Raw genomic sequence first — 23,706 nt, forward strand, 5'->3', positions numbered from 1 at the left:
CCGCCCCATTTTCCCGATCACCCCCGCCCGGACGACTCGATGGCCGGATAACTGGGCCATTGACGGGATTGACGGCAACTGTGGAAGTGATCCTGCTATAAGTGGATCACCCCGCATGTCGTCCGTTCGCCGTACGGAAGTGGTGGCATGCCCGAACCCCAGGCCCGGCCCGGCCTCCTGTCGTCCGCCGAGCCCCCTCCAGCGCACCCGCCCCGCACGGGCAGGCGCTGGTCGTCCATCCCGCGCTGGGCGAAGGCCGGAGCGGCGGCAGCCGTGGCGCTGCTGGTCGCGTCCGGCCTCGGGCTGACGGTCTGGGGCGAGCGGCCTCGTCCGGACTGGACGATGGACGGTCCGCACGGCGCGTTCCCTGCGGCCGTGGCGTCAGGGGCTCCGAAGAACCCGACGAAGACGATCGCGTCGTTTCGCTACTCACCGGCCGTCTTCGAAGGAGTGGCCATCAAGGCCCTTCACGACGCGGAGTCGGTCATCGTGTCCGACCTGCGCTCCGGCCGCGTGTACTGGACGTTCACCGGCCATCGGCGGCGCGTCGTGGCCGCCGCGCTCGACGAGAACACCGGCCGTCTGATGGCGGTGTGGGCCCGTCATGACCACGACGGCGATATGACCGAGGCGCCGGCGCGGGTCACGATGCTGGACATCCGGACGGGGAAGGTCGTCTGGGACCGGGGGATCGACCGGAAGGCGGTGATCCCCGACGGATTCTGGGCCCCGAACATCGAGGCCTCGGCGGTGATCCAGATCGACGGAAAAGTGGTCGCGCTGGATCCGGCGACCGGCCGCGTGCGCTGGCAGATCCCCGACGATTGCGAGCGCTCCGGGCTGGTCGCCACGGCGAGCACGGTGATCGTCAACCATGTCTGCCATGACGACGAGACCGTGGAGTCCTTCGACGCGACCACCGGGCGGCGGCTGTGGGGCAAGACCTTCGCGAGGTGGCGGCCGGGGCGCGAATTCGCCCGCTCGCTGCCCGTGAGGGTCGAGGCCCTCGACCATGACCGCGTCGCGGTCTGGATACGCGACCACGAGGCGGTCTACGACGCGCGGACCGGAGGCGAACTCGCCGTGTCCCGGGGTGCCGAAGGGACGGTCACCAGGAACAACGACCTGGTGTTCAGTGGCGGGGTGCAGGTCGGCACGTGTTGGACGGACCGGGCCCACAAGGTCGTCACCGGGATCTGCGCGAACGACGTGTCGTCCGGCCGCAGGCTGTGGACGTACTGGTATCCGGGCGAGGACGAGCAGTACGTGCTGAACACCTCGATGCCGGTGGCGGCGGCGGACGGCCGTGTCTACTCGCTGAGCAGTGACCGCGGTGGTGAGTCCGCCGACCGCCTGACCATCAACGACGCTCGCACCGGTGCCGTGCTCGCTCGGATTCCGTTGTCGCTGCCCGAAGGGCTCTTCCAACTGGGTGGGGTGGGGGATGGCGTGGTGAGGCTGCGCAACCTTGAGGCCGGCTCGCGGGCTGACGTCGTCCAGACGGTCGTTCTCGGTGACGGAACATAGGGGCGCCTGGTTCGTCCGGGATGGTTACGGTGGGGCGGTGGAGCTGATCCGGCGGCTGCGGGTTTCGCGTGGGGACGTGGTGTTCGCGGTGGTGGCGGCTTTGGTGGGGTTAGGGGCTCCGGCTGTTCGGGGGCTTGCCGGGGAGCGGGCGTTGTGGCCCTGGGGTGGGGTGCTGGTTCTGGTGGCGGCGGCGGCGCTGGCGGTGCGGCGGCGGTTCCCGGTCTCGGTGCTCGTCGTCGTGACGTCGGCGGTGCTTCTGTACTACCCGCTCGGGTATCCGGGCGGCGCGATCGCGCTGGTGTTCCCGGTCGCGTTGTTCACGGTGGCGGTGGAGCGCCGGTTATGGGTGGCGCTGACCGTCGCCGGGGTCGTCGTGGGGGTGGCCGTGGGGGCGGGGCTCGTTCGCGGCCGGCGGCTCATGGACGACAACGCGCTGGCGTGGCTGGCGCTGGGCCTGCTCATCACGGTCTGGCTCGGTCACTACGTGCGCGGACGGCGGGCCCGGACGGAGGAGGCGGAGCGGCGCGCGGCGGAGGCGGAGGCCACGCGCGAGCAGGAGGCGGCGCGGCGGGCCGTCCAGGAGAGGCTGCGGATCGCGCGGGAGCTGCATGACGTGCTCGCCCACCAGATCTCGCTGATCAACGTCCAGGCGGGGGCGGCGCTGCACCGGCGGGACGAGCCGGAGCGGGCCTACACCGCGCTGGAGGCGATCAAGCAAGCGAGCCGCGAGACGCTGCGGGAGCTGCGGACGGCGCTCGGCGTGCTCCGGCAGGTGGACGAGGACGTGGCGGCGGTGGCGCCCGCGCCGTCGCTGGAACGGGTCGACGAGCTGCTGGACCAGGCGGTCGCGGCGGGCCTCGCGGTCCGGCTGGACGGACGGGACGCGGCGGCCGGGCTGCCCGTCGAGGTCGATCTGGCCGGGTACCGGATCGTCCAGGAGGCGGTGACCAACGCGGTGCGGCACGCGCGGGCGAGGACGATCACGGTGCGGATCGAGCGGTCCGCCGGAGCGCTGGTGGTGCAGGTGGACGACGACGGGCGGGGACCGGTGGACGGGACGGCGGCGGGCGGTGGCGGGCGCGCGACGAGCCGTCCGACGCGTCCCCACAGGCCCCGGACGTCGTCCGCCGGGGGAGCGCCCGGCTCGTGCTTCGGGACGAGCGGCCAGAAGATCCACCGGCCGAGCGTCACCAGCAGCGCGGGCAGCAGGGTCGTCATCGCCGCGAGCGCGGCGATGACACCGGCGGCGGCCACGGGCCCGAGACCCCGGTTGCTGTTCATCGTCGCGGCGAGCAGGCACAGCATCCCGGCGGCGACCGTCCCCGCCGAGGCCAGGATCGCCGGGCCCACGCGGCGCAGCGCGGCGGCCATCGCCTCGTGCCGGTCGGCGTGCCGCCGCAGCTCCTCGCGGTACCGCGCGACCAGCAGCAGCGCGTAGTCCGTCGCGACGCCGAACACCAGGACGGTCAGGATCCCCGAGGTCTGCCCGTTGAAGGTCAGCCCCGCGCTCCCGCGCGACGCGATGTCCCGAGCCTTCTGCACGGCGTCGGCCCGCGCCTTGGCCTGGTCCGCCGCGGTGACGCCCGCCGGACGCTCGTACACGACCACGGCGGTGACCGGCTCCCCGGAGCGGAAGCGTTCGTCCAGCTTCACCACCTGCGTCGACTGCGCGCCCGCCGGAAGCCAGCTCGCCGCGTCGTCCTTCTGGACGTCCTTGAGCCGCCCCGAAAGCGGCCCCAGCGCCACCAGCAGAACGACCCAGAACGCGAGCACCCCCCACTTGGCGCGCCTGCCCGAAACGACCGCCGTCAGGCGTCCTCCGGAACCCTTCCGGCTTCCGTTCACGATGAGTGCCTCCTAGCTCTCGACCAGGCACTCATCGTCATTCCGCCCCCCGTCCCGGCGCGTCGGGCCTCAGAGGGCACTCCGCTTACAGCCCGAGCCGTAACCCCCGCCCCGTCCGTACACCGCGAGATGTACGGACGGAGCAGCAGGACGAGCGGACCTACGACACGCGGGTGAACGGGTTGGGCGTGGCGCCGGTGAACCGGTGGAGCTGGGCGCGGGCGGTCTGCTTCTTCACGCCGCCCTCGGTGATCTGGGCGCTCTCGACGACGTAGTAGAGGCCCTTGCCCACGGCGACCAGGCCGAACTGGCCGGACGAGTCCGACCACCCGCGGACGCCGGTCGCGCCGTCCAGCTCACCGCGCGGGGACAGGGGGATGACCTTGCCCTTCTCGGCGTTCGGCTGGCCCTTCAGCGTCTCGACCCTCGGCTTCGCCGTGGCGTCCACGGCGAACAGGGCGTAGTTCGGGAAGCCGGGCTTGACGCCCTTGTACGCCGCCATCAGCCAGGTGCCGGAGCTCGGGTCGTACTCCAGGTTCTGGACGCCGTAGGTGGTGTTGCCGGTGTGGACGAAGTACTTGCCGCCGGTCCTGGACGGCCCGCTGGTGTGCGGGGCCTCCTGCGTGAGGGGCTTCTCGTAGCTCTTCCAGTGCTTGGTGTCGTACTGCAGGACGACCTGGTAGTCGTTGTCCGCGCGTCCGGTGTTGGAGTAGATCCCGTAGGCGACGGACAGGCGCTGCGGGCCGCCGCGCTTGCCGAAGGCCGGGCCGAACGCGACGCCGTCGATCCCGCTGCAGCCGTAGCGGTGGTCGGGGGTCGCGCCGATGTTGCCGTCGAAGACGCCGTCGCCGTTCATGTCGGCGGAGTAGTCGTCCACGACCTCCTTGAGGTACACGGTCGACACGACGCCCGACTCCTCGGCGCTCATGCCCATGCGGTCGATCTTGTCGACGTCGAAGATCGCGATGTAGAAGGACTTGGCCTCCTTGTACTCCAGCGATCCGTAGACGCGGCCGTCCTCGTCGTTGAAGTCGAGGTCGCCGAGGTGGCCGGTGAAGCCGACGACCGAGCCGATCGGCTTTCCGGACAGGTCGGTCTTCACCAGCAGGTCGGTGAACGAGAAGTACATGAAGCCGTGCCGCCGGTCCACGGCGATGCCCTGGACGTGGGGGGACTTCCACGCGCCGCCGTAGACCTCCTTCGGCAGGTCGGGACGCGAGGACGCGCCCGGACGGGACGGGGAGTCGGCGAGGGCGGCGGTGGGACCGGCGACGGCGAGGGCCGCGCCCAGGACGGAACTCAGCAGCACAGTACGCATGAGGGTTTCGGTCTCCGGGTGTGAGGTGTTTCGGACAGGGTTGAACCCCGGCCGATGGTGGTGGCGAGAGCGTCCCCTCGCCCGATGATCACCGTTTGGCCCGGAAACGTACCCCGCCTGTCAAGTCCCCCACGATCCGGTGAACTCTCGCCGTGGCGGCGCGCACCGGCCCGTCACGGCCGGTGAAATCGCAGGTCAGCGCTCTGTCGGCAAGGGCCAGGACGGTGTGCCGTCCCGTCCGGCGACATGCAGGTGGACGCCCCGCGCCCGCAGCGCCTCCACGTCGGACGCGGGCGTGCCCGCGTCCACGATGACCAGGTCGAAGTCGGTCAGCGGCGCGAGCTGGAAGAGACCGTTTTTCGTGAATTTCGTGTGGTCGGCCAGGAGCACCCGCCGGTCGGCCGACTCCATCAGCGCGCGCTTGACCGCGACCGTCTCCTGCGACTGGTGGTAGCACTGGCCGTTGGTGATCGCCGTCGTGGACATGAACAGCAGGTCCGCGCGCAGCGACCGGATCGCCTCGGACGTGCGCAGGCCGAGGAAGGCGTCGTAGGCCGGGTAGTACGCGCCGCCGAGGGCGATGAGGTCGACGCCGGACTCGCCGGTCAGCGCGTTCACCGCGGCCAGGAAGTTGGTGATCACCGTGACCGGGCCGCGTCCGGGCAGCAGCCCGGCCAGCTCCAGCGCGGTGGTGCTCTCGTCGATCATCACGGTCGCGCCCGCGCCGACCAGGCCCGCGGCGGCCCCGGCCAGCGCGCGCTTCTCGGCGGCCATGGCCTGGCGGCGGTGCCGGACGTCGCCGTGGTAGCTCGCGGACGGCTCGGCGGTCGCCCCGCCGCGCACCTTGCGCAGCCACCCGGTGCTCTGCAGCTCGTCCAGGTCGCGGTGGATGGTCATCGTGCTGACCCCGTGCGCCGCGGCCAGGTCCCTGATCCGGACGAAGCCCTCGTCGGTCACCTGCCTGCGGATGGCCTCGCGCCGGCGGCGGGTGCTTCCGCCGTCGGCGTCCGGTCCGGTCGTGCTCGGAGGCGTGTCGTCGGTCACCGGGGTCCCTTCCGGGGGGTGGCCGGCCGGGGCCGGCGGGGTCATCGATGTGACGTTCGTGTTGGAAGTAACGTACTACGTACCCCCGCACGCCTGTGACGGCGTCCCCGGTCGGAACCGCGATGGGTGCGGAGAAATCCCCGGGTACAGTCGGTGAGCAGCAGCGTTGGAAGTGACGATCTTCACGCTCGGATCGGTCTAAGTCACAGGATTCGATGTGAAGTTCACGGCGTCATGTTGACATTCGCAGGTGAACCGGTGTTGTCTTCACAACCGCAGCGGCGCGACGTCGGCGCTGTTCCACCCCCGGCCCAGCCGCCCGGGTTCCACGGGCGGAGCATCGAGGAGAACTCAGTGAGGAAGCTGTCCTTCCGCACGGCCGCCGCAGCGGTCGCGGCACTGGCCGTGCTGGCCCCGGCGGCCACCGCCTGCTCGTCCAAGGACTCCGGATCCGGAGGCGGCGGCGGGGACAAGGCCAAGGTCGCGTTCCTGATGCCCGACATCGCCTCGACCCGTTACGAGCAGTACGACGCGCCGCTGTTCAAGGCCAAGATGAAGGAACTCTGCGGCGGCTGCGAGGTGCTCTACCAGAACGCCAACGCCGACGCGGCCAAGCAGCAGCAGCAGGCCACCTCCGCGCTCGCGCAGGGCGCCAAGGTCATCGTCATCGACCCGGTCGACTCGGCCGCCGCCGCCTCGATCGTCCGGATGGCGCAGTCGCGCAAGGCCACGGTCATCGCCTACGACCGGCCCATCCCGGCCGCCAAGGCCGACTACTACGTCTCGTTCGACAACGAGAAGCTCGGCCAGATGATCGGCCAGTCGCTGGTCGACAGGCTGAAGGAGTCCAAGGCCCAGGGCGGCCTGCTCCAGGTCAACGGCTCGCCGACCGACGCCGCCGCCGCCCTGATCAAGAAGGGCGTGCACAGCGCGGTCGACCCGAGCGGCTTCAAGCTGCTCGCCGAGTACGACACCCCGAACTGGGAGCCGTCCAAGGCCCAGGAGTGGGTGTCCGGCCAGATCAGCAAGTTCCACACCCAGATCGCCGGCGTCGCCGCCGCCAACGACGGCACCGGCGGCGGCTCGATCGCCGCGTTCAAGGCCGCCGGCGCGAAGGTCCCGCCGGTCACCGGCAACGACGCCGAGCTCGCCGCGGTCCAGCGCGTGGTGTCGGGCGACCAGTACAACACCATCTCCAAGCCCATCAAGATCGTGGCCGAGGCCGCGGCGGTCGCCGCCTACGACTTCGTCCAGGGCAAGAAGCCGCAGGGCAACGCCACGCTGTTCGACACCCCGTCCCAGCTGTTCGTCCCGACCGTGGTGACGCAGCAGAACATCAAGGACGTGGTGAAGCAGGGCGGCGCGCTCGAGCCCAAGCAGGTCTGCACCGGCGTGTACGCCCAGGCGTGCACCAAGCTCGGCATCCAGTAGCCCGGCAGCCGGAAGACCGGTAGCCCGGTCGACCGGCGCACAGAGAAGACCTCCGGAATGGACGTCCCGCAGGGGGCGTCCGGGTGGCGAACCCCGGCGGCGTCCTCCTCGTCCCCATCCACGAGGAGGACGCCGCCCCACCCCACGGATCGCCACCCTCCGGCCCGCCCCCTCTGCCCACGAAAGCCTCACGAAGGTTCGTCATGTCCTCATCGCCACCCTCGCCGACCCGGTCGGTCGCGGCGGACGCCGGGACGTCGGGCGGCACGCCCGCGCCCCTGCTGTCGCTGCGCGGCATCAGCAAGTCCTTCGGCGCGGTCGCCGCGCTCTCAGGCGTCGACCTCGACGTCTCCGCGGGCGAGGTCGTCGCCCTCGTCGGCGACAACGGCGCCGGGAAGTCCACCCTGGTCAAGACGCTGTCCGGGGTGCACCCGCCGGACTCGGGGACCATCACCTTCGAGTCGCGCGAGGTGAGCGTCACCAGCCCGGCGGCGGCGCAGCAGCTCGGCATCGCCACCGTGTTCCAGGACCTCGCGCTCTGCGAGAACCTCAACGTGATCGAGAACCTGTTCCTCGGCCGCGAGCTGCGCGGGCTGCGGCTGGACGACGTCACGATGGAGGTCCGCTCCCGTGAGCTGCTGAAGCAGCTCTCGGCGAAGATCCCGTCGGTGCGGGTGCCGATCGCGGGGCTGTCCGGCGGGCAGCGGCAGACCGTGGCGATCGCCCGGTCGCTGCTCGGCGACCCCAAGGTCATCATCCTGGACGAGCCGACCGCCGCCCTCGGCGTCGCGCAGACCGCCGAGGTCCTCAACCTCATCGAGCGGCTCCGCGAGCGCGGCCACGGCGTCATCATGATCAGCCACAACATGGCCGACGTGAAGGCGGTCGCCGACACCGTCGCGGTGCTGCGGCTCGGCCGCAACAACGGCGTGTTCGACGCGGCCACCACCTCCGCCGAGGAGCTCGTCGCGGCCATCACCGGCGCCACCGACAACGAGGTGACGCGCCGCGCCCTCCGCTCGGCCGGAGCCGCCGCCGTCAAGACCCCCGCGCAGCCCGCCGGGACCACCGCCGACAAGGAAGGTGACGCCGATGAGTGACGTCGACGTCCGGCCGCCCGCGGCGGCCACCGGGACCGCGGGCGCGGCGGACGAGCCGTCCGGCGTGCGCGGCGCGTTCTCCGCCCTCACCGCCCGGATGCGCGGCGGCGACCTGGGCGTGGCGCCCGTGGTCGCCGGGCTGATCGTCATCTGGACGGTCATGCAGATCCTCAACCCGGTCTTCCTGTCCAGCGACAACCTGTCGAACCTCACCATGGAGATGGTGCCGGTCGGCGTCATCTCGCTCGGCGTGGTCTTCATGCTGCTGGTCGGGCAGATCGACCTGTCGGTCGGCTCGCTGAGCGGCGTCTCCGCGGCGGTCACCGCCGTGCTGTTCGTCGACCAGGGCTTCAACCCGTGGCTGGCGGTGCTCGCCGCCGTCGCCCTCGCCTGCCTGATCGGCTGGGTGTACGCGCAGGTCTTCAACCGGTTCGGCGTGCCGAGCTTCGTCATCACCCTCGCCGGCCTGCTCGGCTTCCTCGGCCTGCAGCTGCACGTCCTCGGCGCCAAGGGCGCGATCAACCTGCCGTTCGACTCCAAGCTGGTCACCTTCGCCCAGCTGGACTTCGTCCCGCCGTGGCTCGCCTACACGCTGGTCGTGATCGCCGCCGCCGCGCTGTACGGCACCGGCCAGGCCCGCGCGTCGGCGCGCCGCAAGGCCGGGCTGACCGCGACGTCCCAGCGGATGCTGGTCCTGCGCAGCGTGGCCGTCCTCGCCGGGCTCGCGCTGGCGGTCTGGTACCTCAACCGGGACCGCGGCGTCGGCTGGATGTTCGTCTTCTTCCTGGCCCTGGTGCTCGTCGCCAACTACGTCCTGACCCGCACCAAGTACGGCAAGGCCGTGTACGCGGTCGGCGGCAACGTGGAGGCGGCGCGCCGCGCGGGCATCAACGTCCGCACCATCTACACCTCGGCGTTCGTCATCTGCACGACGCTCGCGGCGATCGGCGGCATCCTCGCCGCCGCGCGGCTGGCCGCGGCCAACCAGAGCACCGGCGCGGGCGACGTCAACCTGAACGCGATCGCCGCCGCCGTCATCGGCGGGACGAGCCTGTTCGGCGGACGGGGCGGCGCGTGGGCCTCCCTGCTGGGCATCCTGGTCATCCAGTCCATCTCCAACGGGCTGACGCTGCTGAACCTGGACTCGTCCTACCGGTTCATGGTCACCGGCGTCGTCCTCATGCTGGCGGTGGCGCTGGACTCGGTCGCCCGCCGCTCGCGTGCCTCAGCGGGCCGGGCCTAGCGGAGCGGGAGACCTCTGATGGCAGTCGTGTGCGTCGACGCGGGCACCACGATGATCAAGGTCGTCGGGTACGACGGCGACGGCGCCGAGCGGGTCGTGGTCCGCCGCCCCACCGAGGTGCGGCGGCCCGCGCCCGGCCACGTCGAGCAGGACATGGACGAGGTCTGGCGGGCGGTCGCGAGCGGCGTGCGCGAGGTGCGCGAGCGGCTCGGCGACGCGCCGGTGTCCTACCTCGCGGTCACCGCGCAGGGCGACGGCTGCTGGCTGGTGGACGCCTCGGGCCGTCCGACCGGCCCGGCGATCCTCTGGAACGACGGCCGCGCCGCCGACACCGTCGCAGGCTGGGCCGACGCGGGCGTCATGGACACCGCGTTCCGGACGAACGGCTCGGTGTCGTTCGCCGGGGTGCCCACCGGCATCCTCACCTGGCTCCGCGCGCACGACCCGGACCGGCTCGCCCGCTCCGCCGCCACCCTCACCTGCGGCGGCTGGATCTTCTCCCGGTTCACGGGCGAGATCGCGGTGGACGAGTCGGACGCGTCGGTCCCCTTCATGGACATCCGCACGCGCGACTACTCGGGCGAGCTGCTGCGCCTGTACGACATGGAGTGGGCGCGTCCGCTGCTGCCCGAGATCCGGTCCGACGACCGGCGCGTCGCCGGGCTGACGGCCTCGGCCGCGGCGGAGCTCGGCCTGCCCGCGGGCACGCCGGTGGCCCTCGCGCCCTACGACGTCGCCTCGACGGCGTTCGGCGCGGGAGCCACCGAGACCGGCCAGGCGTGCGTCATCCTCGGCACCACCGTGTGCACCGAGACGATCGTCGACGCGCCCGTCCTGGACGGCGAGGCGACCGGCCTGACCCTGCCCCTCGGCCTCGCGGGCGGCTACCTGCGGGCCTTCCCGACGCTGTCGGGCGGGCAGGTCGTCGACTGGGCCTGCCGCCTGCTCGGCATGGACGGCGACCCCGGCGGCCTCGCCGACCTGGCCGCGCAGGCTCCGCCCGGCGCCGACGGCCTGCTGTTCCTGCCCTACCTGTCCCAGGCGGGGGAGCGGGTGCCGTTCCTCGACCCCCGGGCGCGCGGCGCGTTCCACGGGCTGACCGTCGACCACGAGCGTCCGCACATGGCGCGGGCCGTCCTCGAGGGACTGACGATGGTCGTCCGCGACTGCCTCGCCGCCGCGGGGACGCCCGCCACCGAGCTGCGCGTCAGCGGCGGCGGCTCGGCCAGCCCGGTGTGGCTGGCGATGATGGCCGACGTCACCGGCGTCCCGGTCGTCCGCACCACCGACGCCGAGGCGGGCGCGCGCGGCGCGTTCCTGGTCGGCGCGGTCGCCACCGGACGGGCCGCCACGATCGCCGAGGCCGCGCGCGCCCACGTCCACGTCGGCGACGCCCACCGTCCCGACCCGGACCGCGCCGCGTTCTACGCGCGGATGTACCAGACCTTCCTCGACGTGCGGAGCGCCGCGGCGGCCACCTGGCCGATCCTGGCGGACGCGCGTCGCCGCAACCGAACCGACGGGGGGACCCTGTGACCCGGCCAAGCGCCCGGGACGAGGCGGTATGGATCGGCATCGACCTGGGCACCCAGAGCGTCCGGGCCGTCGCCGTGACGGCCGGGGGCGAGGTGCTCGGAACCGGCGGACACCCGCTGACCGACCACCGCGACGGCCCCCGGCACGAGCAGGACCCGGAGGAGTGGTGGACGGCCGTGGGCGCGGCCTGCCGCCAGGCGCTGCGCGACGTCCCCGCCGAGACCGTCCAAGCGGTCGCCGTGGACGGCACGTCCGGCACCATCCTGCTCGCCGACGGAGCGGGCCGTCCGCTGACGCCCGGCCTGATGTACGACGACACCCGCGCGGCCGACCAGGTCGAGCGCATCAACCGCGCGGGCGGGCACGTCTGGGGGCGGCTCGGCTACCAGCGGATGCAGCCCGCCTGGGCGCTGCCCCGCCTGCTGTGGCTGCTGGAACACCGTCGCGAGCTCGTCGCGGACGGCGTCCGGCTCGCGCACCAGACCGACTTCGTCAACATGCGCCTCACCGGCGGTCCCGTCGCCACCGACCTCAGCACCGCGCTGAAGACCGGTGCCGACCTCGTCGCCGAGGACTGGCCCCGGGACGTCCTGTCCGACCTGGGTGTTCCCGACGGCCTCCTCCCGGCGTTGGAACGTTCCGGCACCCCGCTCGGCACCGTCTCGGCGTCCGCCGCCGAGCACACCGGGCTGCCCGCGGGGATCCCGGTCGTCTCCGGATGCACCGACGGCTGCGCGTCCCAGCTCGGCACCGGCCGCCTCACGGTCGGCTCCTGGAACTCGGTCCTCGGCACGACCCTGGTCCTCAAGGGCGTCACCGACGACCTCCTCCAGGACCCGCTCGGCGTCGTCTACTCCCACCGCGCGCCCGACGGACGCTGGCTGCCCGGCGGCGCGTCCAGCACGGGCGCGGGACGCATCACCCGCGACTTCCCCGGCCGTGACCTGGCCGAACTCGACCGTGCGGCAGCCGCGTACGAGCCGTCCGACGCGGTGACCTACCCGCTGGTGTCGGCGGGGGAGCGGTTCCCGTTCGTCGCGGCGGACGCGCGCGGCTTCGTCCTCGGCGAGCCCCGCGACGACGCCGAGCGGTTCGCGTCGATCCTCCAGGGCGTCGGGTACGTCGAGCGGCTGTGCTTCGACTACCTCGCCATGCTCGGCGCGCCCGTCGGCGGCGACCTCACCCTCACCGGCGGCGCCGCCCGCAGCGCCTACTGGTCCCAGCTGCGCGCCGACATCCTCGGCCGCCCCGTGATCCTGCCCGAGCACGCCGAGCCCGCGCTCGGCGCGGCCGTCCTCGCCGCCTCGGCCGGACGGTCGCTGCCCGAGGTCGCCGCCGGGATGGTCTCCGTCCGCGCGACGCTGGACCCCCGACCCACCCACCACACCCGGTTCGACGACGGCTACCTCCGCCTGGTCGCCGAACTGGAACGGCGCGGCTGGCTGCCTCAGCCGGTCGCCGAGCACGCACGGGAAAGGACGCCCGCATGACCCGCCTGGTCCTGGTCCGCCACGGCGAGACCGAATGGCACGCCGAGAACCGGTACGCCGGGGTCTCCGACGTCGCGCTGACCCCGCGGGGGCTCGAGCAGGCCGGCCTCCTGGCCGGCTGGGCGCGGGGGGCGGGACTGTCGGCGCTCTGGTCGTCCGACCTCACCCGCGCCCGGCTCACCGCGTCCTTCAGCTCCGAGGCCACCGGCCTGCCGCTGCAGGTCGACCCGCGCCTGCGCGAGCTGGACTTCGGACGCGCCGAGGGGCTCACCCGCGCCGAGATGCGCGAACGCTTCCCCGACGCCCTCCGCGCGTTCCACGACGACCCGGTCAGCGGCCACCTCCCCGGCGGGGAGGATCCGCAGGCCGCCGCCGAGCGCTTCACCTCGTGCCTGGACGACATCGTCGCCCGGCACCCGGACGGACGCGTCATGGTCGTCGCCCACACCACCGCGATCCGCCTGGTGCTGTGCCACTACCTCGGCGTCCCGCTGCGCGACTACCGCCGCGTGTTCCCCTCGGTGGGCAACTGCGCCCTCAACGAGATCGAGATCAGCGACGGGCGCGCCGCCCTGCTGGTGTTCAACACCCCGCTGCGCGGAGCCCTCGGCGTCGCCTGCGACGGCGACCGCCCCCAGACCACCTCCGCGCGCTAGGAGTCAACGATGACCACCCGTGTCCTCGCCGCAGGCGACCACTTCGTCCTCAACCGGCTCCTGGTCGACGCCGTCCGCGCCGAGACCTCCGCCGAGCTGGAGTTCACCGAGCTCACCCTGCCCTGGCCCGTCGTCCCGTTCGGCCGCGTCGCCGAGGTGGACGAGGCGTCCGGCACCGAGGACGAGCTCATCGAGGCGCTCCAGGGCGTCCAGGTCTGCGTCACCCAGATGGCGCCGCTCACGCGGCGCGTCCTGGAGGCCTGCCCCGACCTGCGGTTCTTCGGCGTCAGCCGCGGCGGACCGGTCAACGCCAACCTGGAGGCCGCGACCGAACACGGCGTCGCGGTCGCCTTCGCCCCCGGACGCAACGCCGCCGCCACCGCCGAGCACACCCTCGGCATGATCATGGCGGCCGTCCGGCGGATCCCGCAGACCCACTCCGACCTGCACGCGGGCCAGTGGCGCGGCGACTACTACCGCTACGAGGACGTCGGCCCGGAGATCGAGGGCAGCACCGTCGGCCTCGTCGGCTACGGCGCGGTCGGCAGCCGCGTCGCCCGCATGCTCAACGCGCTCGGCGCGCGCGTCCTCGTCCACGACCCCTACGCGACCGACCTCGGCGACGTCGCCGAGCTCGTCCCGCTGGACGAGCTGCTCTCCCGCGCGCAGATCCTCTCCCTGCACGCCCGCGTCACCCCGGAGACCACCGGGATGATCGGCGCCGCCGAACTCGCCGCCCTCCCCGAGGGGGCCGTCGTCGTCAACTGCGCCCGTGGCGCGCTGCTCGACTACGACGCCCTCTGCGACGCGCTCGACAAGGGCCACCTCTACGCCGCCGCCTGCGACGTCTTCCCCGAGGAGCCGATCCCGGCCGGGTCCCGGCTCCTCACCACCCCGAACCTCACCGTCACCCCGCACCTGGCCGGGGCCAGCAAGCAGACCGCCATGAACGCCGCCCGCATCCTCGCCAAGGACGTGGCCCGGCACCTCAAGGGCGAGCCCCTCCTCCACTGCGCCAACCCCGAGGTCCTCAAGACCAAGTGACCCATGAAACGGCCCCCGGCGCAGCCCGCGCCGGGGGTCTTTCGCGTCTCAGGCCGCTCTTGTGGACGCGCCTGCTCAGCGGTGCTGGTGCTGCTCCGGGAGGTGGCTGTCCGGGTGGACCCAGGGGAGGACGTTGGCGGGCGTCTCGGCGTCCTGTTGGAAGAACGCGAGGACGTCGGCGTCCGAGTGACGCAGGCTGAAGTGGGTCAGGACGAACAGCGTCCGCGGATGCGCCTCGACCACGGGACGCAACTGGCTCCAGACGGTGTGGCCGACGCGGTCGGCGCGTTCCCGCTGGTCCTCGTCCAGGTAGGTGCACTCGGTGATGATGACCGGGTAGTCGAACAGCCAGGGGTTCCGCTCGAACACGCTGACGTGGGTGTCGCCGAGGAAGGCGAACAACGGCCGCTTGACCTCCTGCTCGACCACGGCACCGTCCTCGCGTGCGCGCGCGATGAGACGCCCGAACTCCTTGCCCCGGCCCTCGGCCACCAGCCGACGCCGCAGCTCGTCGAACTCTGGGGACAGCGCCTTGGTGCTCTGGGAGAAGGCGTACCCGACGCAGGGCACCTTGTGATCGCACTCGACCACCCGCACGTGGTGCCCGGCGCGTCCGAAGGTGAACTCGTCGCCGCCTCGCACCTTGTGCAGCCGGTGGCCCGTCGCCAGGGCGGGATCGTACGCCGGGCCGTGGTTCAGCTCGGCGCTCGCGCGGATGTAGGACTCGGCGTAAGGCAGGGCGTCCGCGGGCAGGTGGATGTCCACGCCGGACGGATTGGTCGCCAGGTAGTCGAGGTCCTTGGCGTGATCGTGATGGGTGTGGGTCAGGAAGACCGTGTCGACCTGCCGCCCCTCGCAGAGCCCGGCGTCGAGGCTGCACCGCAGCTCGGGGATGTGAAAGAACGTCTTGTCGTTCGCGCGCGAGTAGCCGGTGAGCGTCAGCCCGGTCCCGGGTATCCGCCACGTCTTCCACTGCCGGAACGGATGCCCTTGCTCCAGACGGGCAGGGTGGTCGATCTGAACCATGTCAGGAGTGGCCATCTCTCGTGGGTGTCAAAGAGGGCGCCCGGCTTGCCCCCGGCCCGCCTCAATTCCGCAGAACCCTCGCACAAACCCCCCAAAACCGCACCGCATTTCCCCAACCCTCACCCCAAACCCCCACCCAGTGCCCGTCCCAGGACAGCGGCGCATTGGTCACTCCGCTCATGCCCGCCACACGCCGCGGGATCGCGATCGTGCCTGGCAGAGTGAGCATGTGCCGATCGAACGATCACGTGTCGAGGTGTGGGACGTCGGTCAGATCCGCTTTCGTGAGGGTTCGGCGCCGAGGCTGTCCGATGCCGACCTGGCGGCCATGGACGACGTGTGGGAGTCGATGGTCAGGGGCACCCCGGAGCTGTTCGACGGTCCGGCGGTGCGATGCGCCGACCTGCGATGGGACGCCCACAGACCTTGGCGGTGACCTCTCGGCTTCCAGGGGGCCGGTCGAGTAGCCTCGGCGGTCGTGCGGGGTCGTCCTGCGGAGTTCGTGGGGCCGGTGGCTCCGATTTCTTGAGGGAAGCGTTGGCGATAGTCGGTCGATTCGTACCTTCCGGCGGCGCGGATCAGTGCGCCGCGTCCACGTCGTCGGGCGAGGCTCTGGCGTCGCTCGACGGACTTGACGACGTCCCGTGGGCTGACCTCAGACATGCGTACGGGGCGGCCGAGGATGTTCCGGGGGCGCTTCGGGCGCTGGCACGTCCCGGCGGGGACGCCGAACGTGAAGAACTGCTGGATCACCTGGTCGCCTCGATCTACCACCAGGGTGGGGCCGTGTACTCGGCGGGCGCGGCGGCCGTGCCCTTCCTTGTCGAACTGGCGGCGACGCCCGGCCTGACGCTGAAGGCAGAGATCGTCGAGTTGATCGGCCAGTTCGTGGCCCTGCAGAACCAGATGCGCGAGCCCTGGCGGTCGAACAAGCACGCCGTGTCCTGCCGGGCGGCGCTGGTCGCCGAGCACGACACGCTGGTCGCGCTGCTGGACGACGCCGACCGCGCGGTCCGCACTGCCATGGCCGCACTGCTGTGGGACTACGCCCGATGGTCACCCCGCGCAGAGGACGCCACGACCGCCCTGATCAGCCGCGATGCGGTGGAGTCGGACCTGGCCCTGCGCGTGTCCCTAAGACTGCGCGGCGCGCGAGCAGCGGCCAGGGCGCGCGAAACGAACGCATCCTCGGCTGACGCGCTCGCGGCGGCCGTTCGCCGCCTCACGGCACCGGACCGGGACACCGACGCGCTCAAGTTCGCCTGCCTGGCCGCGAACAAGCGTCTCGACCCGGACGCCGTCCACTGGCGGGACCTGCTCGAGGAGGCCCTCGCGCCGACCACTCCCCACGAGGTCTACTCGGCATGGGACGACGGCGGTTCACGCCTGGCCAGGGCCTTGTGTGCCTTGTGCGAGGACGACACGAACGCACACCTGAACATCATCCGTGCACTGATCGATCACGAGTGGCCGCAGGTGCGCACAGGTGCTCTGCAGGCGGCCGGGGACGCGATGCTGCGGTGGCGCTCGGCCGTGCCGGAGCTGGTCCCGCCGGTCGGGGCCGCCCTGACGGATTCCGAACCGGAGAACCGCAGGAGTGCCGCCGATCTCCTCGCGGCGGTCGGCCCCGCCGGTACCGCGTTCGATGACCGCCTCGCCGCCGCGCTCGACGACCCGGACCGTCCGACCGCGACCCGGGCCGCCTGGGCGTTGGCCAGGCACGGGGACGCGCGTGCCGTCCCCACACTGGTGCACGCCCTGGACCACCTGGAGGACGGCGGGTTCGGGGCGTCCAGCCACTACAGCGGGCGCTGGTACTGGTTCTCGCAACCCCCCTTGCGCGAGCCCTTGTCGCGTGCGCCGGACGGCACGGACCACTGCTGGCCCCCGCACTGCGGTCCGCACTCGCGCGGTGCCTGGCGGAGCGGCCAACCGTTGCGGACAGCCTGCCGCGACTCCACCTGCTCTGCGATGCCCTGGCGGCATGCGGTCCCGCAGCGGACGTGGCGGTGCCCGAGTTGGAAGCGCTGCTCCAATCCACGCACCCGCAGTTGGCGTGCACCGTGATCGAAGCCGTCGGGCCCGCGGCTGCGCACTGCGTCCCACATCTCAAGCGGGTGGAGCGCAACGCCCTGGAGGGACCTCCCACGCCGGATTCCGCAGGTCTCGCGCTGACCGTCGCGCGGACCCGATTCGCCGTCACCGGCGACGAGACGGCCCTGCTGAGCACCGTGGACGAGGTGCTCACCTTGACGGCTCCTCTGCGCGAGGGCGCCGGAACGGAACTCAAGAACAGCCGCCCAGCCTCGGCGACGGAGGCTTCGGCGCGCTGGCACGTGGCGACGCTCGCGAGTGCCTTGGCCCGCTGCCTCTCCCCGCTGGGGCCAAGGGCCGGAACGGGCCGCACGACCTGGCTTGAGCAGTGGCTACGGGCGAACCAGCGGTTGTGGAGGAGCCACGAGGCCATCCCCGTCGCCCGGGCGCACTGGAAGGTGACCGGCGACAGCCACCTGGCCCTCCAGGTGTTCCAAAGCGTCCTGGACGCACCTCCCGGCGCGGCCTACAGCCAGATCGAACTGGCCGCGCTGCGCAACGTCGCAGAAATGGGGCCCGAAGCCCAGGCACTCGCACCGCTGCTGCACGCATGCCTGGACCGGGACGAGCGGATCAGCGACAACGGTGGCTGGCGCGGCATAGCCCTGGACGACGAGGCCCAGCAACTGGCCACGGCCGCCCTGTCCGCCTCGCCACAGCCCTGAGCCCCAGCCCCCGGGCCTTCGCGTGGCCGGTGAGCAGCAGCCGCAGGCGGCAGACCCGGTAAAGGGAAGGGCTGGGCGCGTCCGAGAACGCACCCAGCCAGTCGTATCGGCCCCCTGGGCCTGCGCAAGCGCCGGACGTGAACCCGCGCACGCTCACCCTTGGTCAGCGACCCATGGCCCACGCTGCGCGGCGCGTGATCCCCAGCGCCGACCCCTCCCTGCCGAGGACCTAGTTGGTCGGGGTGCGGCGGGCGCCCTGGCGGTTGGAGGTGCGGGCGCCGGTGCCGGTGGTGCTGCCCGCGGCTCCGCCGGACGTCGACCGGCGGCGGGGCTTGCGGCCCTCCGAACCGGCCGCGGCCTGGCGGTCGGAGCCGCGACCGGCCGTGGTGGCACCGCCCTTGGCGTTGCCGGATCCCGAACGGCGACCGCCGGTCGCGGACGCGCCGCCGGACGCCTGCGAGGACGAGTTCCGGGTGCCCGTTCCGGCGGTGGCGGCTGTTCCGGTGCCGGACGTCCCCGCGCCTCGGCGTCGGCGGCCGGACCGCCTGCCGCGCCCGGCGCCGGACTTCTGCTCCGGACGGGTTCCCGCCGGGGACGCCTGCTGCGGCACCTCGATGGTGACGGGCACGCCGGACGGTTCGCGGGCGCCCGTGATGGTCGCCAGCTCCGTGTCGTCCGAGGTGACGCTCGCCGTCTTCGGGCGGATGCCCGCGTCCGACATGAGCCGGGAGACGTCCCGCTTCTGGTCGGGCAGGACCAGCGTGACCACGCCGCCGGAGCCGCCCGCGCGGGCCGTGCGTCCACCTCGGTGGAGGTAGTCCTTGTGGTCGCCCGGGGGATCGACGTTCACGACGAGGTCGAGGTCGTCGATGTGCAGGCCCCGGGCCGCGACGTTCGTCGCCACCAGCGCGGTGACCTGGCCGTTCTTGAACTGCTCCAGGGTGCGGTTGCGCTGCGGCTGGGAGCGTCCCCCGTGCAGCGCCGCCGCGCGGACGCCGACGGCGAGGAGCCGCTTGGCGAGCCGGTCGGCGGACCTCTTGGTGTCGAGGAACAGGATGACCCGGCCGTCCCGGGCGGCGATGCGCGTGGTGACGGCCTTCTTGTCGGTCTCGTCCTGGACGTGGAGGAGGTGGTGCTCCATGGTGGTCACGGCGCCCGCGGACGGGTCGACCGAGTGCACCACGGGGTCGTTCAGGAAGCGCTGCACCAGGCGGTCGATGTTGCGGTCCAGGGTGGCCGAGAAGAGCATGCGCTGCCCGTCGGGCCGCACCTGCTGGATCAGCCTGGTGATCTGCGGCAGGAAGCCCATGTCGGTCATCTGGTCGGCCTCGTCCAGCACCGTGACGCGGATGTCGCCGAGCAGGCAGTCGCCGCGTTCGACGAGGTCGTTGAGCCTGCCGGGGGTCGCCACGACCACCTCGGCGCCGCCGCGGATCGCCGCGGCCTGCCTGCTGATGGACAGGCCGCCGACCACGGTGGCCAGCCGGAGGCCGACGGCCGACGCGTACGGGGTCAGCGCGTCGGTCACCTGCTGGGCGAGTTCACGCGTGGGCACCAGCACGAGGGCGAGGGGCGCCTTGGGCGCGGCGCGCCGTCCGGCGGTGCGGGCCAGGAGCGCGAGCCCGAACGCGAGGGTCTTGCCGGAGCCGGTGCGGCCCCGTCCGAGCACGTCACGGCCGGCGAGCGAGTTGGGCAGCGTGGCGGCCTGGATGGGGAAGGGAGTGGTGAGGCCCTGCTCGGTGAGGGTCTTCAGCAGTCCCGCGGGCATGTCGAGGTCGGCGAACTCCTCGACGGCGGGTAGTGCGGGGGTCGTGCTCTCCGGCAGCCGGAACTCCCTCGGAGCCGCCCCGGACCGGGGGGACGACCCGGACCGCGGGGACGACGCGGACCGCGGGGATGACGAGGCGCGCCGGTTCGGCTGGTGGGGCCTGCGGGACATGCGGTGGTAAGCCTTCCTGGAAACAGCACAAAACCGGGGCCTGCACCATGGCGGTGCGGACCCCGGTCAGTGGATACGCGTCCGGCGATCAGGCGGGGACGATGTTCTCCGCCTGCGGGCCCTTCTGACCCTGCGTGACGTCGAAGGAGACCCGCTGGCCCTCCTGGAGCTCACGGTAGCCCTGGGTCGCGATGTTGGAGTAGTGGGCGAAGACGTCGGGACCGCCGCCGTCCTGCTCGATGAAGCCGAAACCCTTTTCAGAGTTGAACCACTTCACGGTGCCCTGAGTTGCCATGACCTTCTCCGATCTGTAGGCAGAGGCCCCATCCGGAGATGCCGGAAAAAAACAAATGCGCCCGATGGATGAACATTCCCGTCAGGCGCACATAAGTTTCATGGGTACCACAACTGCAACGCCTTCACTGTAGCACAGTTCGCGGACTGCGGGGAAACGTCATCGGGTGACCTTGGCCAGCAGGGCGTGGAGGTTGGCGCGGGTGCGGGCGATCTTGTCGTCCAGGCTGAGGGTCTCCTCCATGTCGCGGGCGCCGACCGACTCCCTCCGGCCGCGGACGAAGAGGGAACAGGCCAGGTCGGAGCACATGTACTGGCCGACCGAGTTGCCCTGGCGGCCGTCCTCGCCGGTGCGGCGCGCGGTCATCAGGGCGACGCCGCCGCCCGTCCGGGTGGTCAGGCACAGCGAGCACATGCTGCGGGTGGTGAAGCCCCGGGAGGCCGCGGCGGTGGCGCGCAGGGAGATCCCGACGAGGCGTCCGTCGTGCTCGGCGACCAGGTAGGCCCGCTCGGGGGCGGCGGGGTCGCGCCAGCCGAGGAAGTCCAGGTCGTCCCAGGCGAGCTCGGCGAAGTCCCTGGGCAGGTGGAGCCGGGTGGCCTCGCCCTTGGAGCAGTTGACGAAGGACGTGCGGACGTCCCGTTCGGTGAGCGGCTTCATGGTCGCGAAGGTAGTCAAGCTAGGGGTACTATGCAAATTGTTAAAGGGCTTAAGTTTCTGGGAGGGGGCTCATGGCGCGGGCCGGAGTGACACCCGAACGCCTGGCATGGGCGGCGGCGGAGCTCGCCGACGAGGTCGGCTTCGACAACGTGACGGCCTCGGCGGTCGCGCGCGGGTTCGGGGTCACGGTGGCGAGCCTGTACGCGCACGTCGCCAACGCCCATGACCTGCGGGTTCGTGTGGCGCTGCTCGCCCTTGAGGAACTGGCCGACCGGGTCGGCGACGCCGTGACCGGACGCGCGGGCAAGGACGCCCTGGTCGCCTTCGGCAACGCCTACCGCGCCTACGCGCAGCAGCACCCGGGGCGCTATGCCGCCGCGCGCCTGCGCCTCGACCCGGAAACGGCGGCCCGAAGCGCGGGCCCCCGGCACTCCGCGATGGCGCGCGCGATCCTGCGCGGCTACGGCGTCCCGGACGAGGAGCAGAACCACGCCGTCCGCCTGCTGGGCAGCACGTTCCACGGCTTCGTCAGCCTGGAGGCGTCCGGCGGCTTCGAGCACTCGGGCGACCCGGAGACCTCCTGGACCAGAGCCTTGGACGCCCTCGACGTCGCCCTGCGCAACTGGCCGTCCCCGTCCGCCTGACCTCCGTCCGCGCCATCGCCCACCGCCCCGCGCCGCCTAGGCGAAGGGGTCGAAGTGGCTCCGGGATTCCTCGCGCCAGAGCGAGACGGTGGCCGCGATTCCGACGGCGACGGGGAGGATGTCGATGAGCTTCGCCCATCCGGGGGCGTCCTGTGTCAGGGAGTAGAAGAAGGACAGTGTGCCGATGGCCATGAAGACGGTGGACAGGACCCGTCCCCATGAGCGTCCGTCCCGGCACACCTTGGCCATCCATATCCACAGCCCGGTGCCGATCAGGCTGAAGACGACGGCCATGCCGGTGCCGACCCGGACGACGGTATCAATCTGATCCGGGCTGAGGTTGCCCTGCTCCTGGAGACGTGAACGCATTGAGCCCATCAGGGACAGCTTGATGGGCAGGAAGATCAGGCTGACAACTGCGCCGAAGTACATCCATTTGATGGCGGTGGCAACGGTGTCCGGCAATTGAGAACCCCCTTGTAGTGGACGTCCGCCCCAGGGCGGACGCTCCGACAGCACCCCGTCGAGCACGCGCCGCCGCGAACCGCGGTGCGTGTGCAATGTGGGTTAGGTGTTCTTGGAACGCCGAGGGTTCCCTTGAATCGCCGGATCGGGGCTAGCTGACCACGTACGGCCAATCGGTGGTCAAAGGGCGAGCATGGCTGCGGCGACGTCATTTGCCGCCGCCTTCGGGATCACGGTCGCGGCGTCCTCGAGGACGAGCAGACGTGCGCCGGGGATCTCGCGTGCGAGCGCCTCGCCGTTGCCGACCGGGAAGAACGGGTCGCGGCGGCCGTGGACCACGAGCGCGGGCAGGGCGAGTTCGGGCAGGCGCTCGCGCCAGCGCGGCGCGCAGTCGAGCTTCGAGAAGACCATGCCCAGCTGGTTGGCCATCTGGAGGGCGGGGTCCGTGCCCGGCGTCCGGTCGAAGACGCGCTCGGCGTTCGCGCGTGCCGCGGCGGGATCGTTTCCGAGGACCTCCGCGCCTGCGGCGGCGAACTCCGCCACGGCGGCGCGGTCGGACCACTCGGGCATCGGGCGCGAGAACAACCGGCCCATCGTCGCGCCGTCGTGGTCGGGGAGGTCGTCGTCGACCGGGCCCGGCGCGACGGGCCGCGTCGCGACCAGGGTGAGGGCCGAGAACGCGTCCGGGTGGTCGAGCGCGGCGACCTGGGCGACCATCCCGCCGACGCCGATGCCCGCCAGGTGCGCCGGACGGTCGTCCAGGCCGCGGGCGAGCGCGGCGGCGTCGGCGGCGAGGTCGCGCAGCGTGTACGTCGGGGCGCCGGGGTCGACGGTCGTGGACGCGCCGGAGTCGCGCAGGTCGTAGCGGACGACGTGCCGTCCGCCGCGGGCGAGCGCCTCGCAGAGCGCGTCGGGCCAGGAGAGCATGGTCGTGCCTCCCGCGAGCAGGACGAGCGGCGCCGCCGTGTCGCCGAAGTGCTCGACCCCGAGCGTGACACCGTCGGGAGTGCGGAACGTCGAACGCATGCTCTACCTCCAGGACGCCTGCGTGATCGCGCCACACCCTACGCCGGGCGTCGGACAGTCCCCTACGGCCTGGTGTCGGGCTGGATCCCGGCGACGAGGTTGAACGAGCCGGTGAGCATGTTGAGCGTGACCAGGCCGACGATCTCGGAGATCACCCGGTCGCTCCAGCCGTGCTCGCGCAGCGCCGCCACGTCGTCGGAGGTGAGGGACGACGGCTCGCTCAGGACGCGGAGGGCGAAGCCCATCAGGGCCGCCTCCCGGACGTCGGTCGAGGTGCCCTGCCGGGCCAGGGCGATGTCGGTGTCGGTCAGCCCCGCCGCGCGGGCGGCCTCGATGTGGGCCTCCATGCAGGTGCCGCAGCCGATCCACTCCTGGAGCGTCAGGGAGACCTTCTCGCTCAGCGCGCGGGGCATCTTGACCCGCTTCATCGCCCGGGAGAGGTCGAGGTAGCCCTGCAGCAGCGCCGGGGAGTGGGCCATCGTGCTCACCATCTCGCCGGCCGATCCGTGCCGTCCGACGATGTCGCCGAGCAGTTCCTGGGACTTGCCCGATGCTTCCTCGGGGGTGAGGGGCCGCAGGTTGCGCATCTTCTTCTCCGATCCCGACTTTTACCCATGGGGGGTATATGGGAGGACAGTAACACCCTCCGGGGGGTATGTGT

Annotated in this window: 22 protein-coding genes and 2 pseudogenes; 14 read left to right on the top strand and 10 right to left on the bottom strand. The window is 72.1% G+C overall.

All coding sequences use genetic code 11. The features are described from left to right. The first annotated feature begins 147 nt into the window (after window positions 1-147). The gene (locus P696_RS0116775; RefSeq protein WP_026413243.1) at window positions 148-1,527 is read left to right on the top strand and encodes an outer membrane protein assembly factor BamB family protein; all 1,380 of its coding nucleotides are present in this window, start codon (window positions 148-150) and stop codon (window positions 1,525-1,527) included. A 418-nt stretch (window positions 1,528-1,945) separates the two neighbouring features. Further along, window positions 1,946-2,581: pseudogene (locus P696_RS59060) on the top strand (sensor histidine kinase); the annotation flags it as partial. A gap of 71 nt (window positions 2,582-2,652) precedes the next feature. On the opposite strand, the pseudogene P696_RS59065 reads toward P696_RS59060, so the two are convergent. After that, window positions 2,653-3,135, bottom strand: a pseudogene (locus tag P696_RS59065) (MMPL family transporter); the annotation flags it as partial. Here P696_RS59065 and P696_RS58145 point away from each other — a divergent pair. Then, entirely contained in the window at window positions 3,017-3,388 is a 372-nt protein-coding gene (locus P696_RS58145; RefSeq protein WP_026413244.1) for a hypothetical protein, read from the top strand. The pseudogene P696_RS59065 and the gene P696_RS58145 overlap by 119 nt on opposite strands. Before the next feature lie 144 nt (window positions 3,389-3,532). Here the strand turns inward: P696_RS58145 and P696_RS0116790 are convergent, their stop codons facing one another. Both P696_RS0116790 and P696_RS46080 read right to left on the bottom strand, forming a co-directional pair. After that, window positions 3,533-4,690, bottom strand: a complete 1,158-nt coding sequence (locus P696_RS0116790; RefSeq protein ID WP_026413245.1) for a hypothetical protein — start codon at window positions 4,688-4,690, stop codon at window positions 3,533-3,535. 195 nt (window positions 4,691-4,885) lie between these two features. Continuing rightward, window positions 4,886-5,734, bottom strand: coding sequence for a DeoR/GlpR family DNA-binding transcription regulator (locus P696_RS46080; RefSeq protein WP_245627697.1), 849 nt, complete (start codon window positions 5,732-5,734; stop codon window positions 4,886-4,888). Between the two features lie 354 nt (window positions 5,735-6,088). On the opposite strand from P696_RS46080, the gene P696_RS0116800 reads away from it, so the two are divergent. The 7 genes from P696_RS0116800 to P696_RS0116830 all read left to right on the top strand — a co-directional run bounded on the left by P696_RS0116800 (window position 6,089) and on the right by P696_RS0116830 (window position 14,234). Further along, on the top strand, window positions 6,089-7,165 hold the full coding sequence (locus P696_RS0116800; RefSeq protein WP_026413246.1) for a substrate-binding domain-containing protein: 1,077 nt from the start codon (window positions 6,089-6,091) through the stop codon (window positions 7,163-7,165). 203 nt (window positions 7,166-7,368) lie between these two features. Further along, complete coding sequence (locus tag P696_RS46085; protein ID WP_051467765.1) at window positions 7,369-8,265, top strand: ATP-binding cassette domain-containing protein; 897 nt, start codon at window positions 7,369-7,371, stop codon at window positions 8,263-8,265. Then, window positions 8,258-9,508, top strand: a complete 1,251-nt coding sequence (locus P696_RS0116810) for a sugar ABC transporter permease (protein WP_026413247.1) — start codon at window positions 8,258-8,260, stop codon at window positions 9,506-9,508. The genes P696_RS46085 and P696_RS0116810 overlap by 8 nt, the downstream gene beginning before the upstream one ends. Before the next feature lie 18 nt (window positions 9,509-9,526). Beyond that, complete coding sequence (locus tag P696_RS0116815) at window positions 9,527-11,044, top strand: FGGY-family carbohydrate kinase (protein ID WP_026413248.1); 1,518 nt, start codon at window positions 9,527-9,529, stop codon at window positions 11,042-11,044. After that, the gene (locus P696_RS0116820) at window positions 11,041-12,534 is read left to right on the top strand and encodes an FGGY-family carbohydrate kinase (protein ID WP_026413249.1); all 1,494 of its coding nucleotides are present in this window, start codon (window positions 11,041-11,043) and stop codon (window positions 12,532-12,534) included. Before P696_RS0116815 ends, P696_RS0116820 begins: the two co-directional genes overlap by 4 nt. Then, the gene (locus P696_RS46090; protein ID WP_051467766.1) at window positions 12,531-13,190 is read left to right on the top strand and encodes a histidine phosphatase family protein; all 660 of its coding nucleotides are present in this window, start codon (window positions 12,531-12,533) and stop codon (window positions 13,188-13,190) included. Before P696_RS0116820 ends, P696_RS46090 begins: the two co-directional genes overlap by 4 nt. A 9-nt stretch (window positions 13,191-13,199) precedes the next feature. Further along, window positions 13,200-14,234 (top strand): 2-hydroxyacid dehydrogenase, encoded by a 1,035-nt coding sequence (locus tag P696_RS0116830; protein WP_026413250.1) that lies wholly within the window; start codon window positions 13,200-13,202, stop codon window positions 14,232-14,234. 75 nt (window positions 14,235-14,309) lie between these two features. On the opposite strand, the gene P696_RS0116835 is transcribed toward P696_RS0116830, so the two are convergent. Next, window positions 14,310-15,275 carry an MBL fold metallo-hydrolase gene (locus P696_RS0116835; protein ID WP_026413251.1) on the bottom strand — a complete coding sequence of 322 codons (966 nt, stop codon included), beginning with the start codon at window positions 15,273-15,275 and terminating at the stop codon, window positions 14,310-14,312. A 214-nt stretch (window positions 15,276-15,489) separates the two neighbouring features. Here P696_RS0116835 and P696_RS0116840 point away from each other — a divergent pair, with 214 nt between their 5' ends. From P696_RS0116840 to P696_RS0116850, 3 genes are all read left to right on the top strand, one after another. After that, complete coding sequence (locus P696_RS0116840; RefSeq protein WP_157429746.1) at window positions 15,490-15,696, top strand: hypothetical protein; 207 nt, start codon at window positions 15,490-15,492, stop codon at window positions 15,694-15,696. Window positions 15,697-15,797: 101 nt separating this feature from the next. Beyond that, complete coding sequence (locus P696_RS0116845; RefSeq protein WP_026413253.1) at window positions 15,798-17,327, top strand: HEAT repeat domain-containing protein; 1,530 nt, start codon at window positions 15,798-15,800, stop codon at window positions 17,325-17,327. Then, on the top strand, window positions 17,270-18,019 hold the full coding sequence (locus P696_RS0116850) for a hypothetical protein (protein ID WP_026413254.1): 750 nt from the start codon (window positions 17,270-17,272) through the stop codon (window positions 18,017-18,019). Before P696_RS0116845 ends, P696_RS0116850 begins: the two co-directional genes overlap by 58 nt. 229 nt (window positions 18,020-18,248) lie before the next feature. On the opposite strand, the gene P696_RS0116855 is transcribed toward P696_RS0116850, so the two are convergent. From P696_RS0116855 to P696_RS0116865, 3 genes are all read right to left on the bottom strand, one after another. Beyond that, the gene (locus P696_RS0116855) at window positions 18,249-19,958 is read right to left on the bottom strand and encodes a DEAD/DEAH box helicase (protein ID WP_026413255.1); all 1,710 of its coding nucleotides are present in this window, start codon (window positions 19,956-19,958) and stop codon (window positions 18,249-18,251) included. An 88-nt stretch (window positions 19,959-20,046) separates the two neighbouring features. Beyond that, window positions 20,047-20,253 (bottom strand): cold-shock protein, encoded by a 207-nt coding sequence (locus tag P696_RS0116860; RefSeq protein ID WP_026413256.1) that lies wholly within the window; start codon window positions 20,251-20,253, stop codon window positions 20,047-20,049. 159 nt (window positions 20,254-20,412) lie between these two features. Continuing rightward, window positions 20,413-20,910 (bottom strand): FBP domain-containing protein, encoded by a 498-nt coding sequence (locus tag P696_RS0116865; RefSeq protein ID WP_026413257.1) that lies wholly within the window; start codon window positions 20,908-20,910, stop codon window positions 20,413-20,415. 71 nt (window positions 20,911-20,981) lie between these two features. Here P696_RS0116865 and P696_RS0116870 point away from each other — a divergent pair, with 71 nt between their 5' ends. Next, window positions 20,982-21,554 (top strand): TetR/AcrR family transcriptional regulator, encoded by a 573-nt coding sequence (locus tag P696_RS0116870; RefSeq protein ID WP_026413258.1) that lies wholly within the window; start codon window positions 20,982-20,984, stop codon window positions 21,552-21,554. Between the two features lie 36 nt (window positions 21,555-21,590). Here P696_RS0116870 and P696_RS0116875 read toward each other — a convergent pair whose 3' ends face one another. From P696_RS0116875 to P696_RS0116885, 3 genes are all read right to left on the bottom strand, one after another. Continuing rightward, window positions 21,591-22,019, bottom strand: coding sequence for a hypothetical protein (locus P696_RS0116875; protein WP_026413259.1), 429 nt, complete (start codon window positions 22,017-22,019; stop codon window positions 21,591-21,593). A gap of 180 nt (window positions 22,020-22,199) precedes the next feature. Continuing rightward, a complete protein-coding gene (locus P696_RS0116880; RefSeq protein ID WP_026413260.1) occupies window positions 22,200-23,045 on the bottom strand; it encodes an alpha/beta fold hydrolase in 846 nt (281 codons plus the stop codon). A 62-nt stretch (window positions 23,046-23,107) separates the two neighbouring features. Further along, window positions 23,108-23,632: a carboxymuconolactone decarboxylase family protein gene (locus tag P696_RS0116885; RefSeq protein WP_026413261.1), complete on the bottom strand. Its 525-nt coding sequence runs from the start codon at window positions 23,630-23,632 to the stop codon at window positions 23,108-23,110. Window positions 23,633-23,706: the final 74 nt, after the last annotated feature.

This window comes from Actinomadura oligospora ATCC 43269 (assembly GCF_000518265.1).
Classification (GTDB): Bacteria; Actinomycetota; Actinomycetes; order Streptosporangiales; family Streptosporangiaceae; genus Spirillospora; species Spirillospora oligospora.

Bases quoted from the DNA above. Each gene is read 5' to 3' on its own strand.
- P696_RS46090 (WP_051467766.1), top strand. From the start codon at position 12,531: ATGACCCGCCTGGTCCTGGTCCGCCACGGCGAGACCGAATGGCACGCC.
- P696_RS0116865 (WP_026413257.1), bottom strand. From the start codon at position 20,910: ATGAAGCCGCTCACCGAACGGGACGTCCGCACGTCCTTCGTCAACTGC.
- P696_RS46085 (WP_051467765.1), top strand. From the start codon at position 7,369: ATGTCCTCATCGCCACCCTCGCCGACCCGGTCGGTCGCGGCGGACGCC.
- P696_RS0116815 (WP_026413248.1), top strand. From the start codon at position 9,527: ATGGCAGTCGTGTGCGTCGACGCGGGCACCACGATGATCAAGGTCGTC.
- P696_RS0116830 (WP_026413250.1), top strand. From the start codon at position 13,200: ATGACCACCCGTGTCCTCGCCGCAGGCGACCACTTCGTCCTCAACCGG.
- P696_RS0116775 (WP_026413243.1), top strand. From the start codon at position 148: ATGCCCGAACCCCAGGCCCGGCCCGGCCTCCTGTCGTCCGCCGAGCCC.
- P696_RS0116835 (WP_026413251.1), bottom strand. From the start codon at position 15,275: ATGGCCACTCCTGACATGGTTCAGATCGACCACCCTGCCCGTCTGGAG.
- P696_RS0116880 (WP_026413260.1), bottom strand. From the start codon at position 23,045: ATGCGTTCGACGTTCCGCACTCCCGACGGTGTCACGCTCGGGGTCGAG.
- P696_RS0116810 (WP_026413247.1), top strand. From the start codon at position 8,258: ATGAGTGACGTCGACGTCCGGCCGCCCGCGGCGGCCACCGGGACCGCG.
- P696_RS0116885 (WP_026413261.1), bottom strand. From the start codon at position 23,632: ATGCGCAACCTGCGGCCCCTCACCCCCGAGGAAGCATCGGGCAAGTCC.
- P696_RS0116855 (WP_026413255.1), bottom strand. From the start codon at position 19,958: ATGTCCCGCAGGCCCCACCAGCCGAACCGGCGCGCCTCGTCATCCCCG.
- P696_RS0116860 (WP_026413256.1), bottom strand. From the start codon at position 20,253: ATGGCAACTCAGGGCACCGTGAAGTGGTTCAACTCTGAAAAGGGTTTC.
- P696_RS0116790 (WP_026413245.1), bottom strand. From the start codon at position 4,690: ATGCGTACTGTGCTGCTGAGTTCCGTCCTGGGCGCGGCCCTCGCCGTC.
- P696_RS0116870 (WP_026413258.1), top strand. From the start codon at position 20,982: ATGGCGCGGGCCGGAGTGACACCCGAACGCCTGGCATGGGCGGCGGCG.